Source organism: Pantoea sp. R102, from assembly GCF_004916815.1.
Taxonomy (GTDB): Bacteria; Pseudomonadota; Gammaproteobacteria; order Enterobacterales; family Enterobacteriaceae; genus Pantoea; species Pantoea dispersa.
In genome coordinates this window covers 1-17,300 of the sequence record NZ_SDFT01000096.1, presented here as the reverse complement: position 1 = coordinate 17,300, position 17,300 = coordinate 1, and the positions used below count along the sequence as shown (strand labels likewise).

General features: G+C 58.2%; 18 protein-coding genes. 7 read left to right on the top strand and 11 right to left on the bottom strand.

Translation table 11 applies throughout. From position 1 onward, the window contains the following. Together secM and secA are read left to right on the top strand one after the other, a co-directional pair. Nucleotides 1-383 (top strand): secA translation cis-regulator SecM (gene secM / locus ERD80_RS11370; RefSeq protein ID WP_136546964.1); only part of this gene is annotated, 383 nt, incomplete at its 5' end. Nucleotides 384-454: 71 nt separating this feature from the next. Beyond that, complete coding sequence (secA, locus tag ERD80_RS11365; RefSeq protein ID WP_058780441.1) at nt 455-3,160, top strand: preprotein translocase subunit SecA; 2,706 nt, start codon at nt 455-457, stop codon at nt 3,158-3,160. 40 nt (nt 3,161-3,200) lie between these two features. Here the strand turns inward: secA and ERD80_RS11360 are convergent, their stop codons facing one another. Continuing rightward, entirely contained in the window at nt 3,201-3,587 is a 387-nt protein-coding gene (locus ERD80_RS11360) for a transcriptional regulator (RefSeq protein WP_021507552.1), read from the bottom strand. Nucleotides 3,588-3,772: 185 nt separating this feature from the next. Between ERD80_RS11360 and mutT the strand changes: the two genes are divergently transcribed. Continuing rightward, nucleotides 3,773-4,168: an 8-oxo-dGTP diphosphatase MutT gene (mutT, locus tag ERD80_RS11355; RefSeq protein WP_058774821.1), complete on the top strand. Its 396-nt coding sequence runs from the start codon at nt 3,773-3,775 to the stop codon at nt 4,166-4,168. A 26-nt stretch (nt 4,169-4,194) separates the two neighbouring features. On the opposite strand, the gene yacG is transcribed toward mutT, so the two are convergent. The 3 genes from yacG to coaE are packed head-to-tail and all read right to left on the bottom strand — an operon-like array spanning nt 4,195 to nt 5,757. Then, nucleotides 4,195-4,392, bottom strand: a complete 198-nt coding sequence (gene yacG / locus ERD80_RS11350; protein ID WP_058770616.1) for a DNA gyrase inhibitor YacG — start codon at nt 4,390-4,392, stop codon at nt 4,195-4,197. Nucleotides 4,393-4,400: 8 nt separating this feature from the next. Then, on the bottom strand, nt 4,401-5,144 hold the full coding sequence (gene zapD / locus ERD80_RS11345; protein ID WP_031279701.1) for a cell division protein ZapD: 744 nt from the start codon (nt 5,142-5,144) through the stop codon (nt 4,401-4,403). Nucleotides 5,145-5,148: 4 nt separating this feature from the next. Further along, nucleotides 5,149-5,757, bottom strand: coding sequence for a dephospho-CoA kinase (coaE, locus tag ERD80_RS11340; RefSeq protein ID WP_136546962.1), 609 nt, complete (start codon nt 5,755-5,757; stop codon nt 5,149-5,151). 208 nt (nt 5,758-5,965) lie between these two features. On the opposite strand from coaE, the gene ERD80_RS11335 reads away from it, so the two are divergent. Beyond that, on the top strand, nt 5,966-7,006 hold the full coding sequence (locus tag ERD80_RS11335) for a GMP reductase (RefSeq protein WP_021507548.1): 1,041 nt from the start codon (nt 5,966-5,968) through the stop codon (nt 7,004-7,006). Nucleotides 7,007-7,036: 30 nt separating this feature from the next. On the opposite strand, the gene hofC is transcribed toward ERD80_RS11335, so the two are convergent. From hofC to nadC, 4 genes are all read right to left on the bottom strand, one after another. Beyond that, the gene (hofC, locus tag ERD80_RS11330; protein ID WP_021507547.1) at nt 7,037-8,236 is read right to left on the bottom strand and encodes a protein transport protein HofC; all 1,200 of its coding nucleotides are present in this window, start codon (nt 8,234-8,236) and stop codon (nt 7,037-7,039) included. Continuing rightward, nucleotides 8,229-9,617: a type II secretion system protein GspE gene (gene gspE / locus ERD80_RS11325; protein WP_058770613.1), complete on the bottom strand. Its 1,389-nt coding sequence runs from the start codon at nt 9,615-9,617 to the stop codon at nt 8,229-8,231. The genes hofC and gspE overlap by 8 nt, the downstream gene beginning before the upstream one ends. Continuing rightward, on the bottom strand, nt 9,610-10,059 hold the full coding sequence (gene ppdD, locus ERD80_RS11320) for a prepilin peptidase-dependent pilin (RefSeq protein WP_058759497.1): 450 nt from the start codon (nt 10,057-10,059) through the stop codon (nt 9,610-9,612). Before ppdD ends, gspE begins: the two co-directional genes overlap by 8 nt. Nucleotides 10,060-10,235: 176 nt before the next feature. Continuing rightward, complete coding sequence (gene nadC / locus ERD80_RS11315; protein ID WP_059010285.1) at nt 10,236-11,132, bottom strand: carboxylating nicotinate-nucleotide diphosphorylase; 897 nt, start codon at nt 11,130-11,132, stop codon at nt 10,236-10,238. 182 nt (nt 11,133-11,314) lie between these two features. On the opposite strand from nadC, the gene ampD reads away from it, so the two are divergent. Then, nucleotides 11,315-11,866 (top strand): 1,6-anhydro-N-acetylmuramyl-L-alanine amidase AmpD, encoded by a 552-nt coding sequence (ampD, locus tag ERD80_RS11310; protein WP_010618114.1) that lies wholly within the window; start codon nt 11,315-11,317, stop codon nt 11,864-11,866. A gap of 16 nt (nt 11,867-11,882) precedes the next feature. Next, a complete protein-coding gene (gene ampE / locus ERD80_RS11305) occupies nt 11,883-12,737 on the top strand; it encodes a beta-lactamase regulator AmpE (RefSeq protein WP_058780446.1) in 855 nt (284 codons plus the stop codon). On the opposite strand, the gene ERD80_RS11300 is transcribed toward ampE, so the two are convergent. The 3 genes from ERD80_RS11300 to aroP form a co-directional block, all read right to left on the bottom strand. Further along, complete coding sequence (locus ERD80_RS11300) at nt 12,719-13,672, bottom strand: family 43 glycosylhydrolase (protein WP_136546961.1); 954 nt, start codon at nt 13,670-13,672, stop codon at nt 12,719-12,721. The two genes, ampE and ERD80_RS11300, sit on opposite strands and share 19 nt — an antisense overlap. Continuing rightward, on the bottom strand, nt 13,669-15,075 hold the full coding sequence (locus tag ERD80_RS11295; protein WP_031279699.1) for an MFS transporter: 1,407 nt from the start codon (nt 15,073-15,075) through the stop codon (nt 13,669-13,671). The genes ERD80_RS11300 and ERD80_RS11295 overlap by 4 nt, the downstream gene beginning before the upstream one ends. A 154-nt stretch (nt 15,076-15,229) precedes the next feature. Further along, complete coding sequence (gene aroP, locus ERD80_RS11290; RefSeq protein ID WP_021507540.1) at nt 15,230-16,585, bottom strand: aromatic amino acid transporter AroP; 1,356 nt, start codon at nt 16,583-16,585, stop codon at nt 15,230-15,232. A 512-nt stretch (nt 16,586-17,097) separates the two neighbouring features. Here aroP and ERD80_RS11285 point away from each other — a divergent pair. After that, nucleotides 17,098-17,300, top strand: a 203-nt coding sequence (locus ERD80_RS11285) for a GntR family transcriptional regulator (RefSeq protein ID WP_136546959.1), incomplete at its 3' end; no start/stop codon positions are given.

Sequence of the window (17,300 nt, the reverse complement as noted above, 5' to 3'; positions counted from 1 at the left end):
GCAGCGATTCGCCGGTCAGCAGCCTGTTTACCGGCAAGGTGGTGCGGTTTGATCACCTGATTCGCCTGCAGGAAAGCGCGCGCCGTCCCAGTTTCAACGTTGATTACTGGCATCAGCACGCCATCCGCACCGTCATTCGCCATCTCTCATTCAGCATGACGCCGCCCGCAACAGCGGAAGCGGAACATGCATTGCCGCTGGCGGCGCAAAAGCTGGCTCTGATTGACTCGCTGCAGGCGCTGCTGACTTCACCCGCGCAACCTTTAGCCACGATGGCACCGCCGTCGCGAGCGCATCATGTTTCGCCCAACGTTCACTCTTCTGCTGACTGGCAGGCTGCTATTCATGGCATCCGCGCCGGACCTTTCATTGCTCAAAGCTAACGTTATTTTCCTGTTTCTGTTTTTTGCCTTTGCAGCCCGTATTGTTACGGCTGAATTGAGATAAATTTATTATGTTAATCAAATTGTTAACGAAAGTTTTTGGTAGCAGCAATGATCGTACTCTGCGCCGCATGCGTAAAGTGGTCGATGTCATCAACAAGATGGAGCCGGAGTTCGTCAAACTGTCTGACGACGAACTGAAAGCGAAAACCGATCAATTCCGCGAGCGCCTGAAAAAAGGTGAAACGCTGGAGAGCCTGATTCCCGAAGCCTTCGCCACCGTGCGTGAAGCCAGTAAGCGCGTGTTTGGCATGCGCCACTTTGACGTGCAGCTGATCGGCGGCATGGTGCTCAACGAACGCTGCATCGCGGAGATGCGTACCGGTGAGGGTAAAACCCTGACTGCGACGCTGCCAGCCTACCTGAACGCGCTGAGCGGCAAGGGCGTGCACGTTGTGACCGTCAACGACTATCTGGCGCAGCGTGACGCCGAAAACAACCGTCCGCTGTTTGAGTTCCTTGGTCTGACAGTCGGTATCAACCTGCCGGGCATGCCGGCAGTGGCTAAGCGCGCTGCCTATGCAGCCGATATCACCTACGGCACCAACAACGAATACGGCTTCGATTATCTGCGCGACAACATGGCCTTCAGTCCGGAAGAGCGCGTACAGCGTAAACTGCACTATGCGCTGGTGGATGAGGTGGACTCGATCCTGATCGATGAAGCGCGTACGCCGCTGATTATCTCGGGTCCGGCCGAAGACAGCTCCGATCTCTACATCAAGGTTAACAAAATCATCCCACACCTGGTGCGCCAGGAAAAAGAAGACTCGGATAACTTCCAGGGCGAAGGTGACTTCTGGGTAGATGAAAAAGCCCGTCAGGCGCACATGACCGAACGCGGTCTGGTGAAAGTGGAAGAGCTGCTGGTCAGTCAGGGCATCATGGATGAGGGCGAATCACTCTACTCGCCGACCAACATCATGCTGATGCACCACGTGACGGCAGCACTGCGCGCCCATGCACTGTTCACCCGCGACGTTGACTACATCGTGAAGGACGGCGAGGTGATCATCGTTGATGAACACACCGGTCGTACCATGCAGGGACGTCGCTGGTCTGATGGCCTGCACCAGGCGGTCGAAGCCAAAGAGGGTGTGGAGATCCAGAATGAAAACCAGACGCTGGCTTCCATCACCTTCCAGAACTACTTCCGTATCTACGAGAAACTGGCCGGTATGACCGGTACCGCTGATACTGAAGCGTTTGAATTCAGCTCCATCTACAAGCTCGATACCATCGTGGTGCCGACCAACCGTCCGATGGTGCGTAAAGATATGGCCGATCTGGTCTACATGACCGAGAAAGAGAAGATTGACGCCATTATTGAAGATATTCGTACCTGTACGGCTAACGGGCAGCCGGTACTGGTGGGCACCATCTCGATTGAAAAATCGGAAGTGGTATCCCAGGAGCTGACGCGCGCGGGTATCAAGCACAGCGTACTGAACGCCAAATTCCACGCCAGCGAAGCGGATATCGTGGCGCAGGCAGGTCAGCCAGCCGCGGTAACCATCGCGACCAACATGGCCGGTCGTGGTACGGACATCATGCTCGGCGGTAGCTGGCAGGCGGAAGTGGCCGCGCTGGAAAACCCGACGGAAGAGCAGATTGAAGTCATCAAGGCGGCGTGGAAACTGCGCCATGATGCGGTGCTGGCGGCAGGCGGTCTGCACATTATCGGTACCGAACGCCACGAATCACGCCGTATCGATAACCAGCTGCGCGGCCGTGCGGGCCGTCAGGGTGACGCCGGTTCTTCGCGCTTCTATCTGTCGATGGAAGATGCGCTGATGCGTATTTTTGCCTCCGATCGTGTGTCCAACATGATGCGTAAGCTGGGTATGAAGCCGGGTGAAGCGATTGAGCATCCGTGGGTAACCAAAGCAATTGCTAATGCGCAGCGCAAAGTGGAAAGCCGCAACTTCGATATCCGTAAACAGCTGCTGGAATACGATGACGTCGCTAACGATCAGCGCCGCGCCATTTACAGCCAGCGTAACGAACTGCTGGATGTCTCTGACGTTTCGGACACCATCAACAGCATCCGCGAAGATGTGTTCAAAGCCACTATCGACACTTACATTCCGCCGCAGTCGCTGGAAGAGATGTGGGATGTTCCGGGACTGGAAGAGCGTCTGCGCAATGATTTCGATCTGGATCTGCCGATTGCTGAGTGGCTGGATAAAGAGCCGGATCTGCATGAAGAGACGCTGCGTGAGCGCATCATGAGCCGCGCCAGCGAAAACTATGCGGCGAAAGAAGAAGTGGTCGGCGCAGAAATGATGCGCAACTTCGAAAAAGGCGTGATGCTGCAAACGCTCGACTCGCTGTGGAAAGAGCATCTGGCGGCGATGGACTATCTGCGTCAGGGTATCCATCTGCGTGGCTATGCGCAGAAGGATCCGAAGCAGGAGTACAAACGTGAATCTTTCGCCATGTTTGCCGCGATGCTGGAGTCGCTGAAGTACGAAGTGATCAGCACCCTGAGCAAAGTGCAGGTGCGGATGCCGGAAGAAGTGGAAGCGATGGAGCAGCAGCGTCGTGAAGAAGCAGAGCGCCTGGCACAGCAGCAGCAGCTCAGTCACGTCGATGACGACACCGCAGCGGCCGCTGCACTGGCGGCACAGGGCGGTGAGCGAAAAGTGGGACGTAACGATCCGTGCCCATGCGGCTCAGGTAAAAAATACAAACAGTGTCACGGTCGTCTGGCCTGATAACAAAAAGGAGCCCGCGGGCTCCTTTTTCTTTGGCTGATTAGCGGGTAATCGCCATCAGCTTCTCCTCATTCAGCCGCACGCCATGGTAGGGCAGCGTAACCAGCAGCCCATCCGGCAAACCATAGCGTTTCAGCAACGCCCGGCTCTGAAACAGCAGCTGGTGATAGTTGTTATCGCTGATCCCCGGATAGCTCTCATTCCATACTGTGGCGATGATCTGCCGTTTCGAGGTGATGCGCAGCAGCAGGCAGGAGAAGAAGCGCTTCTGCGCTTCATTAAGCGGGATGGTCTTCTGTTCTGGCCACCAGGTTAAAGTGTTTTGCGCGCTGTCGAGCGTCAGGATGTCGTGAAAAACCAAATGGCGTAAGGTATTCATCTGTTTCTGTGCGTCTTGCGCCAGAAACGTTGTTAGTTTGCGTTCCATGTGTAGTCGGCCTGGCTAGAGTAAAGTGGCTGCGAGTATTCCCAACATGGCGCCGTGCGATCATTACGACCTGTCTTAATAACTGGAATCTGTGCGACAGGATCGCGGTGAAGCCGACAGCAGTTAACATCGTCCGGCGTCTGCTTTAAAATCAGCGCTCACTCACTACAAGCGGAATCCAGCTTATGAAACACCTGCAGGTTGCGGTGGGCATCATTCGCAATGCCAGTCGTCAGATCTTTCTTGCCCAGCGCGCAGCAAGCTCCCACATGGCCAACAAATGGGAGTTCCCGGGCGGAAAAATTGAACAGCACGAAAGCGCAGAACAGGCGTTAAAACGTGAGCTGATGGAAGAAACCGGTATTGAAGTGACGGCGGCGAAAGCGATTGGTCAGGCCGACCACAGTTACGATGACCTGCGTGTTACGCTGCATTTCTTCCTGGTGGAGGGCTGGCAGGGTGAGCCGTGGGGACGCGAAGGTCAGCCGCAGCGTTGGGTCGAGCAGCGTGATTTGCTGGCCGATGAATTTCCACCTGCCAACCACGCCCTGATTGCCCGCTTAGTGGCGGGCGAGATTTAAACTCAGGGGCTGCGTGCCCCTGCCGATTACGGCTGCTCTTCACTCCAGTCGTCACTCTCCGTCATGTCTCCGCTGCTGGGAATGCGTTTCTCTTCAGCGGCCCACTCACCCAGATCGATCAACTGACAGCGTTTGCTGCAAAACGGGCGCCACGGGCTGAGTTCATCCCACATCACGGCTTTACCGCAGTTGGGGCAAGGTACGGTAATCATCTCTTCCTGCATAACATCCTCTAACAACAGGCTAATTCAAAATTCAGTCGCGCCGGTACTTCGCCGCGTTCGCTATCGAGCGGTAAAAAGCGGATGGCATAGCGGCTTTTATGACCAGAGACCTGCGGATAGAGCGCATCTTCCAGCGTCAGCTGCAGGCGCAGCAGGTCGGACCCTTCGGCGTTATCCTGATAAAAGCCGTTGAGGCTGGTCTGATGGCGAAACACGCCTGACTGACGAATCAGGTTGAGGATCATCGTCAGGCTGTTGCGCAGCGGATCGAGCGAGGCCAGCCAGCTATTCACCAGGGTATCGCGCAGCGCCTGTGGCTGGTGCAGCCAGATGTGTAAACCCGGCAGATCAAAACTGCAGCAGCCGCCGGGAATGCTCAGGCGCTGACGTACGGAGGCAATCAGCCGGTCTTCGCGCAGCTGCTGACCCATGCGCGGCGCGGCCATCAGCTCGCTGGACTGCTGCTTTAGCTGTTCGCGCAGCTGGCTGACGGTGTGTTCATCGACACCCGGCACATCCAGCCAGGCACGCAGTTTTTGCTGCTGACGCTCCAGCTCTTTTAACAGCTCGGTGCGCATATCGCCGCGTTCGAAGATATCCAGCAAGTCGCCAATAATACGAAATACACCCAGTGCGGCAACCGAGCTGTTGACCGGCAGCGTTTCGTCCAGCTGGTTAATCAAAAACTCCACGCGCAGCCAGGTGCGCATTTTCTCATTCAATGGGTGTTCAAACAGAACCACTGTGCTCATGATATTAATCCCGTCCGGTTGCTGCCAGGCGTAAATAGCGCTGGTGAAGTTCAGCAACGCGCGACAAAGCCTGTTCCGGCGTGCCGCTGTTATCAATGATGTCATCCGCGCAGGCTAAACGCTGCTGACGGCTGGCCTGCGCGGCAAGAATCCGTTGCGCCTGGCTGAGAGAGATACCATCACGCTGGCGGGTGCGCTGCAGCTGCGTGGCCTCATCGACATCCACGACTAATACCCGGTCAGCCTGATGCTGCAGACCATTTTCTACCAGCAGCGGCACTACCCACATGACGTAAGGCGAAGCTGCCTGCGCCTTCAGCTGCTGGGTACGGGCGTTAATCAGCGGATGCAACAGTTGATTGAGCCAGTTTTTCTCTTGCGGCTGCTGGAAAATAATTTCCCGCAAACGCGCGCGATAAAGCGTGCCTTCTGCGGTCAGAATCGATTCTCCGTGGCGTTTCACAATCGCACTGAGCGCAGGTGTGCCCGGTTCAACCACCTCGCGGGCAATCACATCGGCATCTATGATGTCGACGTTCAGCGCGGCAAAAGCATCAGCAATGGTGCTTTTACCACTACCAATGCCGCCGGTCAGTGCAACGGTAAAAGGCATAGCGTTCTCTCAACATTTTTCTCATCTGCCGCAGCGTGATGAGAGCCCGATCACAATCGGTTTTCTCAGCTAAATTTAACGGATTGTAGCTTAAATAAAGTGAAATTCGCAGTCTTGTCGCGGAACGAATGGCGCGTATGATAACGACACTGGAGCCGTGAGCGCTACCCGAACTGCGGTTCGTCGTCACTAACCAGGACACTCTGCTATGCGTATCGAAGAAGATGTAAAACTGGGCTTTAAAGATGTATTGATCCGCCCGAAACGCTCCACGCTGAAAAGCCGTTCCGAGGTTGAGCTGGAACGCACGTTCACCTTCAAACATTCAGGCCTCGCCTGGTCCGGCGTTCCGGTGATTGCCGCCAACATGGATACCGTCGGCACCTTTACCATGGCCGAAGCGCTGGCAGGCTTTAACGTGCTGACCGCCGTTCACAAGCACTACAGTGTTGAAGCGTGGCAGACCTTTATCCAGCGCGTACCGGCTACAGTGCTCAGCCACGTGATGGTCTCCACCGGGACCTCAGAAGCAGATTTCACAAAGTTAAGCGCGATCCTCGCGCTGTCGCCCCAGCTCAATTTTATCTGTATTGATGTGGCAAACGGCTACTCCGAGCACTTTGTTGCCTTCCTGCAGCGCGCGCGGGAAAGCTTCCCGGGGAAAACCATTTGTGCCGGGAATGTGGTGACCGGTGAAATGGTCGAAGAGCTGATTCTGTCCGGTGCCGACATTGTGAAGGTGGGAATCGGCCCGGGATCGGTCTGCACCACGCGCGTCAAAACCGGCGTTGGCTATCCGCAACTCTCTGCGGTGATTGAGTGTGCTGATGCGGCGCACGGCCTCGGTGGGCAGATTGTCAGTGACGGCGGTTGCGCCGTGCCGGGCGATATCGCCAAGGCGTTCGGCGGCGGCGCTGACTTCGTGATGCTCGGCGGCATGCTGGCGGCACACGATGAGTGCGAAGGCACTCTTGTTGAAGAGCAGGGCGAGCAGTTCATGCTGTTCTACGGCATGAGCTCCGAATCCGCGATGAAACGTCATGTAGGCGGTGTGGCGGGCTACCGCGCCGCAGAAGGTAAAACCGTTCGTCTGCCGCTGCGTGGACCGGTCGCGGAGACGGTGAAGGATATCCTCGGCGGGCTGCGTTCGGCCTGTACTTACGTCGGCGCAGAGCGCCTGAAAGAGCTGACCAAACGCACCACCTTTATTCGTGTGGCAGAGCAGGAAAACCGCGTCTTTAACCGCTGATGTGCCGCAACGGGCGCCGCGTGCGCCCGTTTAACGTATGGCGTCTCCCAGACCAAATACCGGCAGATACATGGCAATCACCAGCGTGCCGACAATGCCGCCAATCACCACCATCATTAATGGCTCCAGCGAAGCGGCGAGGCTGTCTGCGCGCGTCAGCGTTTGCGCTTCGTGCCACTCCGCCAGCCGCGCCAGCATCACATCCAGCGCACCGGCCTCTTCACCGACGCGGATCAGCTGAGCGCACAGCGGCGTAAACAGCGGATGTCCCTGTAGCGCCTGATGCAGCGGTGCGCCAGCGGCAATATGCTGCTGTAATGCCACGATGGCATCGCGCCACAGTCGCGCGGCCAGCGTCACTTCCACCGCCTGCAGGCTTTGCAGCAGCGTCAGTCCGGCCTGCTGCGTCAGTTGCAGAATCGCATATATCTGGCTGAGCTGACCGCCGCGCCACAACGGGGCCAGCAGCGGAAGCCGCAGCAGCCACTGCTGGCAGCGCTTTTGCCACGCAACGGATCGTCGGTAGGTCAGACGCGCCAGCCACCCGGACGCCACACCGCACAACAGCAGCGGCAGCGCCGCCTGCTGCAACAGCGCCGACAGCGCCATCACGCCGGCGGTAAAGGCCGGCAGCGGTGCGTCAAAACTGGCGTACACCGCAACAAATTCCGGCAGTACAAACAGCAGCATCCCGGCGCTGACCGCCAGCGCCACCAGTAGGATGAACAGCGGATAGCGCAACGCTTTCACTACCTTCTGGCGCAGAAACTGTTGCCTGCTCTGCTGTAGTGCCAGCTGGCGGCAGCACTCGTCCAGTTGCCCGGTCAGCTCACCCACCTGCATCAGTGCCGGAAACAGCGGCGGGAAGATATCCGGCCAGGCGCGCAGCGCCTGAGAAAACGGCTCTCCGGCCATGACCCGCTGTTGCAGAAGGCTCAGCAGCACGCGCCAGCCTGCATGGGGATGGCCGCTGGCCAGCAATGTCAGACTCTCCGCCAGCGGCAGCCCGGCTTTCAGCAACGTCGCCAGCTGGCGCATCAGGTCAATTTTCTGCTGCCACTTCCAGTCGCGCGCGCGCCAGCATTTCCCGCGCTGCCAGCTCACCACCAGCATGCCGCGATCGCCCAGCTGGCCGAGCAGGGCATCCTGCGTGGGCTGCAGCGACTCGCCCTCCTGCAGCAGGCCCATGCTGTCCAGTGCCTGCCAGTGAAACTGGTAGCGATTAGCCATTGCCAAGGCCCACCACGCGCTGCATCTCCTCGAAAGAGGTGTCGCCGCGGCTCACCGCCTCCAGCCCGGCGGTCAGCAGCGTTTTCATTCCCTGCTCCGCGGCCAGCGTCAGCAGGTGCTCCAGCGGCATATCAGCCGAGATGGCGTTCTGCAATCTGCTGCTCATCGGCAGGATTTCAAACAGCGCCAGGCGGCCGTAATAACCAGAGAAGCAGTGATCGCAGCCGGGGGCACGCCAGGTTTGCAGCGTGCCGGGCCACATGTCGCCCGGCAGATGGGCAATCGCCTGGCCCGGCTGACGGCAGTGCACGCACAAACGGCGCACCAGCCGCTGCGCCACCACCAGCTGTAACGCCGGGCCAAGCAGATAGCCGGGAATGTCCATCTGCCGTAAGCGGGTCAGGGTTTCGGCCGTCGAGTTGGTGTGCAAGGTTGAGAGCACCAGGTGTCCGGTCTGCGCCGCTTTTACGGCGATGCTGGCGGTTTCAGCATCACGGATTTCGCCGATCATAATGACGTCCGGATCCTGCCGCAGCAGCGCGCGCAATACGCGGTTAAAATCGAGACCGCTCCGTGGCTGTACCTGTGTCTGGTTAATCCCCTGTAGCGGAATTTCCAGCGGGTCCTCCACGCTGCAGACGTTTTTCTCCGGCACGTTGAGGGCGCTCAGGCTGCTGTACAGCGTAAAGGTTTTACCGCTGCCGGTTGGGCCGGTGACCAGAATCAGCCCCTGCGGTTTGGCCAGCGCGTTTTTCAGCAGGCGCAGCTGTGGTACCGGCATGCCCAGCTTATCGAGCGCAATGGCGCTGTTTTCGCTTTGCAGCAGGCGCACCACCGCTTTTTCCCCCTGGCTGACCGGCAGGGTCGACAGGCGGAACGCCGCCGGTTTGTCATCCATCTCCAGACTGAACTGGCCATCCTGCGGCAGCCGACGCTCCGCGATATCCAGACCGCCGAGGATTTTCAACCGTGCCAGCACGGCGGCGGGTGGGGCATCCGGTAACTGCGGCAGCGGATGCAGCACGCCGTCAATCCGCAGCCGCACGCGCAGCCCGTGACGCTGCGGTTCAAAGTGCACATCGGAGGCGCGTCGCTGTATGGCCTGGCGCAGAATCTGATCCACCGCGTGAATGGCGGACTCGGCGCTGGCCTGTTCGCGCGGTGCCGCACTGCTTTCTGGCTGGTGCAGCAGCTGCTCCAGCCGTGCGGCGGGCCAGCACTCAACCTCGACTGCGCACTGGCTGGCAAACTGCAGCGCCTCTAACAACAGCGGATCTGGCGCGTCCGCGACCGCCACGCGCAAGTGCGTGGCGTCATGATGCAGTATCACGGCCTGATAGCGGGCACACAGCGCCTGCAGGGTGCTATCCGGCTTATCCATTGTTTTCTTCCTTGTCGGCAAAGCGGAACTGCTCGAGACAGCTGTCGCGCAGGCTGGTGTTGTCGCTGGTGCAGCTGCGTTGCCAGCTGAGTGCGCCTTCCGCCGCATTCCATATCGGCAACATTGCAACGGTTAACCCCGTCAGGCTCTCCTGGCCGGTCAGCGTAATGGCACCATTGACCACGCTCAGGTTCGCCACATAGCGTGAGCCTTTGGCGGCGGGAATACCGCGCTCGCCGGCCTGACACTGCGCCGGTCCGCCGCGCTCAATGGCGCACAGCTCCACGGCAGTTTTATAGGGCACCATGGTTTGCAGCATGTCGGTCAGCGCGGCACGTTGCAGATAATTTTGGTAAGCGGGCAGGCCAATGGCGCTGAGGATGGCGACGATACCGATAACAATCATCAGCTCGATCAGGGTAAAACCGCGTTGTTTATCCATAATGAGGCTCCTTGTTGTGGAGCCGCAACGGTAAGAAAGGGCGGGCAAAAGCGGAAGGGGGCGCGTTTCAATCCCGGAAAGGGGCGCGCAGACAATGTAGCGCGTTACAGGCGAAGCCACATGATGATGGAAGCCGGCTCGCAAACTGCCGCCAGCACCGGCGGCATGGCCAGACGTCAGACTTCGCGAAAACGCATCGACAGATCGAGTGCCTGCACGTGCTTAGTCAGCGCGCCCACCGAGACATAATCCACTCCGGTGGCGGCGATCTGCGGCAGCGTCGTCTCCGTCACGTTGCCGGACACCTCCAGCAGTGCGCGCTTCGCAGTCAGCGTAACCGCCTGCTGCATCATCGCCAGCGTGAAGTTATCCAGCATGATGATGTCGGCGCCGGACGCCAGCGCCAGCTGCAGTTCGCTGAGACTTTCCACTTCCACCTCGACCGGCACATCCGGGTGCAGCCACAGGGCTTTCTCCACCGCTTTACTGACCGAACCGCTGGCAATGATGTGGTTTTCTTTAATCAGGAAAGCGTCGGACAGGCCCAGGCGATGATTCTGCCCGCCGCCGCACAGCACCGCATACTTGAGCGCGGTGCGCAGGCCAGGCAGGGTTTTGCGCGTATCCAGCAGCTGGGTATTGCTGCCAGATAAGAGCGCCACATAGCGGTTCACGGCTGTCGCTACGCCGGAGAGCGTCTGCACAAAGTTTAACGCGGTGCGTTCTGCCGTCAGCAGCAACCGCGCCGGTCCCCGTAATTCAAACAGCAGCTGATCGGCCACCAGCGGTTGGCCGTCTTCGACGTGCCAGGTAATGGAAACGTTATTGCCCAGCTGGGTAAACACCTCTTCCACCCAGCGTTTACCACAGAAAACACCGGCTTCGCGGGTGATAACGCGCGCTTCAGCCTGCGCCGCCTGCGGCAACAGCTGGGCGGTGATGTCGCGGTCCGCGTCAACGTCACCGCCTAAATCCTCCTGAAGCGCGCGCGCCACGGTTTCCGGGATATCCAGCTGAATACGTTTAAGCAGTTCCTGACGACGATGTTCGGGATTATAACGACGCGACACCATGATTTTGCGGCTCCACCCTGCGGATTACGTGCGCTCACCTTAGCCTGATTTTGCAGCTATTGCCAGACACGCCAGGTGAAATGTTTAGTATCCTTAACTTGCTGATGCCATAACGCATTAAGTCACAAGCAGTGAGGTGGAATCATGGTATTCTCAGCCAGATTTTGTTCAGGATAACAGGCATGAAACTGGAACACGGCTGGATCACGAGCGCACGCAAGGTGCCGTCGCCGCACTTCAATGCGCGGCCGGATAACGAAGCGCCGTCGCTGCTGATCATTCATAACATCAGTCTGCCGCCGGGCGAATTTGGCGGTCCGTGGATTGACCGGCTGTTCACCGGTACGCTACCGGCTGATGCGCATCCCTATTTTGCGGATATCGCCCAGTTACGCGTGGCGGCGCACTGTCTGATTCGCCGTGACGGTGAGCTGGTACAGTATGTTTCCTTTGACCAGCGCGCCTGGCACGCCGGCATTTCGCAGTTTGCCGGACGGGAAAACTGCAACGATTTTTCCATGGGTATTGAGCTGGAAGGCACTGATACGCTGCCCTACACCGATGCCCAGTACGCTACGCTGCAGCAGGTTACCCGCCTGCTGATGCAGCATTATCCGCTGACGCCGCAGCGTATCACCGGTCACAGCGATGTTGCGCCGGAACGCAAGACCGATCCCGGTCCGGCATTTGACTGGATACGCTATAAACAGGCTATCGGGCAGGAGCACCCCTGACACCGCAGGAGCAGGTATGACGTTGTTTAGTTTGTTGTTAGTTTTGGGTTGGGAACGCCTTTTTAAATTAGGTGAACACTGGCAGCTGGATCATAGGCTTGAGCCGCTGTTTCGCGGTCGCCAGCGCTTCTCGTTGCTGCGTACGCTGCTGATGACCGTGATCGCCATGCTGCTGGTCTGGGTGGTGGTGTGGAGCCTGAAGGGCATTCTGTTTGGCGTGGCGCAGCTGCTGTTCTGGATTGTGGTCGGTTTGCTGTGCATTGGTGCCGGCTCGGTGCGGTTGCATTACCACCAGTATCTTAAAGCGGCGAGCCACGATGATGAAGCGGCCCATCAGGCGATGGCGGCAGAGCTGACGCTGATTCACGGCGTGCCGGTTGACTGTAGCGAGCGCGAATTTCTGCAGGCGCTGCAAAACGCGCTGATCTGGATTAATTTCCGCTTCTATCTTGCGCCGCTGTTCTGGTTTGTGGTCGGTGGCCCTTACGGGCCAGTGTTGCTGGTGGGGTATGCGTTTCTGCGCGCCTGGCAGAGCTGGCTGGCAAAACACCGTTCCCCGCTGGAACGCGCACAGTCCGGCATCGATCGCATTCTGCACGTGCTGGACTGGATTCCTGTGCGGCTGGCCGGTGTGGCTTATGCGCTGCTCGGCCACGGCGAGCGTGCGCTGCCGGCATGGTTTGCTGCGCTCAGCGATGTGCATCGTCCACAGTATCAGGTGCTGACCAGCCTGGCGCAGTTCTCGCTGGCGCGCGATCCGCATCTGGATAAAGTGGAAACGCCACGGGTCGCCGTGGCGCTGGCCAAACGCGTTTCGCTGGTACTGGTCGTGGTAGTGGCGCTGCTGACCATCTACGGCACGTTAGTGTGATCGGCAGGCGGCACGCCGAAATCCGGTGTGCCGTCTTCGCGCCAGGCAAAATATTTAAGCCGCGTATGGCGGTTGGGATCCCACAGCGGATCGCCCTCAATTTCGGTGTAATTCCGCGCGTGATACACCAGCACATCCTGTCCTGCTTCATCCACGGTAAAACTGTTATGCCCCGGACCGTACTGGTGATTATCCCAGCTGGTGGCAAATACCGGCCGCGCCGATTTGTGCCATGCACTGATGTCGAGCGGATCGGCCTGCGCGTCAATACTCAGTATGCCGAGGCAGTAATTTTCGTCTGTGGCGCTGGCTGAGTAGGTGACAAACAGCCGCTCGCCATGGCGAATCACCGCCGGTCCCTCATTGACGCTAAAGCCGGCACACTCCCACTCATACTCCGGCCGGCTGAGCATCAGCGGCTGGGTTTTCAGCGTCCACGGATTCAGTAACTCCGCCAGATACAGGTTGGAGTTACCGGGAATGACCGGGTCTTTTTGCGCCCACAGATACCAGTTTTTACCCTGATGCACGAAGTGGGTGGCGTCAAGGGCGAAGGTATCGAGGTGGGTTTGCACGCGGCGGCACGGCTGCCAGTGACCGCTGAGCGGATCGGCATCGTCACATACCAGCGCGTACATACGGTGCTGAAACAGCCCCTCTTTGATTTCGCGGGACGGCGCGGCGGCAAAGTAAATCACCCACTGGCCATTAATCAGGTGCAGTTCCGGTGCCCAGATCAGGGCGCTGCAGGGACCACTGTCCGGTTTATGCCACACGGTTGTGGCCGGGGCGGTAATCAGGCCGTTAAGCGTGCTGGCATAGCGCAGCTCCAGCCGATCGTACTCGGGCACCGAAGCGATAAAATAGTAGCCATCGCCGTGGCGCAATATAAACGGATCGGCACGTTGCGTAATAAACGGGTTAGGCCAGCTCATTTAATTTCTCCTGGTTGTGAGGTTGCGCGGCGAACAGGGGCGGACAGGTCATGGAAGTTGGCGCGACGCAGCGCGAGATCCTGCTGGATGGTGCGCATCAGCGCGCGGTCCACTTTCAGCAGGCGCACTACGCCGGCGGTGATCAGATAGCCGACGCCGGGGATCAGGGTAAACAGCAGCACAATGCCGTTAAGCGCGCTGGCAGACTGCTGTTTCGCCGCTGCGTCATAGCCATACATCGACAATAAAAACCCGACCATGGCACCCGCTACCGCCAGTCCGACCTTGAGGAAAAACAGGTTGCCGGAGAAGCTGATCCCGGTGATGCGTTTACCGGTTTTCCATTCGCCGTAGTCATCGACATCAGCCATCAGTGACCAGTGCAGCGGCGACGGGATTTGGTGCAGGATGTTCAGCAGGAAATAAGCGATCACCACGGTGACGGTGGCGTGCGGATCGATCCAGTAAAAGCCGCTGGAGAACAGCGCCAGCGCAATGTTGGTCCAGAAAAACACCTTGAGCTTGCACCAGCGATCGGTGAGGACTTTCGCCAGTGTGCTGCCCAGCATCATGCCGATGACGCCCAGGCTGATAAACAGCGTCGCAAAGTGCGTCGACTGGCCCATCACCCAGGTGACGTAATACATGGTGGCGGCCATGCGAATAAAACCGGGACAGACATTACAGAACGTCAGCAGCAGAATGCGCACCCACTGATCGTTCTTCCATACATCGCGCAAATCTTTCTTCAGATCATCGTTGCTCGGTACCGCCGGGCGAATACGCTCGCGCACCGTGGCAAAACAGAACAGAAACATCACCAGGCCAATCAGCGCCAGCACGCTCATTGCCAGCTGATAGCCGCGCGCTTTGTTGTCGCCGCCAAACCACTCGGCCATCGGCAGCAGCGACAGCGAGAGGATCAGCGTGGCGATGCCCACCATGACAAAGCGGTATGACTGGCAGGAGACGCGTTCACCGGGATCGTTAGTGATGACGCCGCCCAGCGAGCAGTAAGGAATATTGATGGCGGTGTAGGTCAGCGACATCAGGAAATAGGTGACAAATGCCCAGATCACCTTGTTGTCGTAGCTCCAGTCCGGGGTGGTAAACATCAGCACGCTGAACAGCACGTAGGGCAGCGATATCCACAGCAGCCATGGGCGAAAGCGTCCCCAGCGGCTCTGTGTGCGGTCGGCAATTGCGCCCATTATCGGGTCGGTCACCGCATCCAGCACCCGTACTGACAGTAACAGCGTGCCGACCAGCGCCGGGGCGAGGCCAAATACGTCGGTGTAGAAGTAGTTGAGGAACAGCATGATGGCACCGCCGATCATGTTGCATCCGGCGTCACCCATGCCGTATCCCAGTTTTTCTCTGAACGAGAGGGCTGCTCCTTTCATCAGTCGTCTCCTGCGACAAGTGGAGCAAAAATTATCAGCGTTAAATCAGTAACCTGGTGGGGAACAATCGGTCAGGATGATGGACAAAATACGCGGGCGGGGAAAAGTGTGAAGCGGATCGGCCCGGCAGCAGCGTGCCGGGCCCGGTGAAGCATCAGGCTTTCTGTACCCGATTTTTAACGGTATAACCCACGGCCAGCACCAGCAGCCACACCGGAATCAGCCACACTGAAATCGCCATGCCCGGCGTCATTAGCATGATCACCAGAATGGCCGCCAGGAACAGCAGGCAGATCCAGTTACCCAGCGGATACAGCACCGCTTTGAAACGGGTGGTCACGCCCTGCTGATCTTTCTTCTTACGGAATTTCAGGTGCGCGAGACTGATCATCGCCCAGTTGATGACCAGCGCGGAGACCACCAGCGACATCAGCAGGCCGAAGGCTTCGCCCGGCATCAGATAGTTAATCAACACGCACAGCGCAGTGGCTACCGCCGACACCAGAATGGTCGCCACCGGCACACCACGACGATCCACTTTCAGCAGCGCTTTTGGCGCGTTACCCTGCTGCGCGAGGCCGAACAGCATGCGGCTATTACAGTAAACGCAGCTGTTATACACCGACAGCGCGGCGGTCAGGATCACCACGTTGAGCGCATTCGCCACCAGTGCATCGCCCAGTTCGTGGAAAATCAGTACAAACGGGCTGGTCTCTTCGGTGACGCGCGTCCATGGCAGCAGGGAGAGCAACACCGCCAGCGAGCCGATGTAGAAAATCAGGATACGCCACAGCACCTGGTTGGTGGCTTTAGGGATGCTCTCTTGTGGATTGTCGGCTTCTGCGGCGGTGATACCCACCAGTTCAAGGCCGCCGAAGGAGAACATGATGATCGCCATCATCATTACCAGCCCGCTAACGCCGTGCGGCAGGAAACCGCCCTGGTTCCACAGGTTGCTGACGCTGGCCTGTGGGCCGCCGTTGCCGCTAAACAGCAGCCAGCCGCCAAACAGGATCATACCGATGACCGCCACCACTTTGATAATCGCGAACCAGAACTCCATCTCACCGAACACTTTGACGTTGGTCAGGTTGATGGCGTTGATCACCACAAAGAAGATAGCCGCAGTGGCCCAGGTGGGGAATTCCGGCCACCAGAACTGAATATATTTGCCGACGGCGGTGAGTTCAGCCATCGCCACCAGCACATACAGCACCCAGTAGTTCCAGCCGGAGGCAAAGCCGGCAAAGTTGCCCCAGTATTTATAGGCGAAGTGGCTAAAGCTGCCGGCCACCGGCTCTTCCACCACCATTTCACCGAGCTGGCGCATGATCAGGAAGGCAATAAAACCGGCGATGGCATAGCCGAGAATCACGGCCGGACCGGCCGATTTAATCACTGATGCGCTGCCCAGAAACAGACCGGTACCGACGGCACCGCCCAGCGCAATCAGCTGAATATGGCGATTTTTCAGGCCGCGATGCAGCGTTTCGCCATGCTGTTGTTCCATACAAACCTCATGATGTTGTTATTGTGCACATGCAGTGCGCGCACTGTAAGGCTGTTCTATCTGTGTACGTTTTTCTTTACGGTATCCGGCGGGCTGTGTGCAAGCCTGAGCTACCCTGGCGACCAGAATAGTGATAAGCGCGCCGCTTTGCACCTGCTTTTGCTTTTTGTGCTGAGAGATGGCTGAAAAAGCAGCAGCATCCTCTGCGCTTCCCTTGCGCTATTTCTGCCATGAATAAGGCTTAAACACGAATAGCATTCGCTTATGGCTACGCAGCCTGATGCGCGCTAATGCAGTGTAAGGTTTGGTAAAAGTGAAATCTGTTAACATTTGCCGCGCTGAGACGCTTTTCTGCCAGATCCCGGTAAGTTAGCGCACGGTAACCGGTGTCTGCGGTGAAAGTGTGCGGGGGGCCATATAGACACAAGGTGAATACTTTGTTACTTTACGGGCACCATTTTTCAATTGGTATTACCAATTTACTCCGGACGTTTGGCTCATAAGAAGGGATGATGGCCTACAGTAAAATTCGCCAACCCAAGCTCTCCGATGCAATCGAGCAGCAGCTGGAATCCCTGATTATGGAAGGGACGCTCCAGCCGGGTGAAAAACTGCTTCCCGAGCGTGAACTGGCCAAACAGTTTGATGTCTCACGTCCATCGCTGCGCGAAGCGATCCAGAGTCTGGAAGCCAAAGGCCTGCTGCTGCGCCGTCA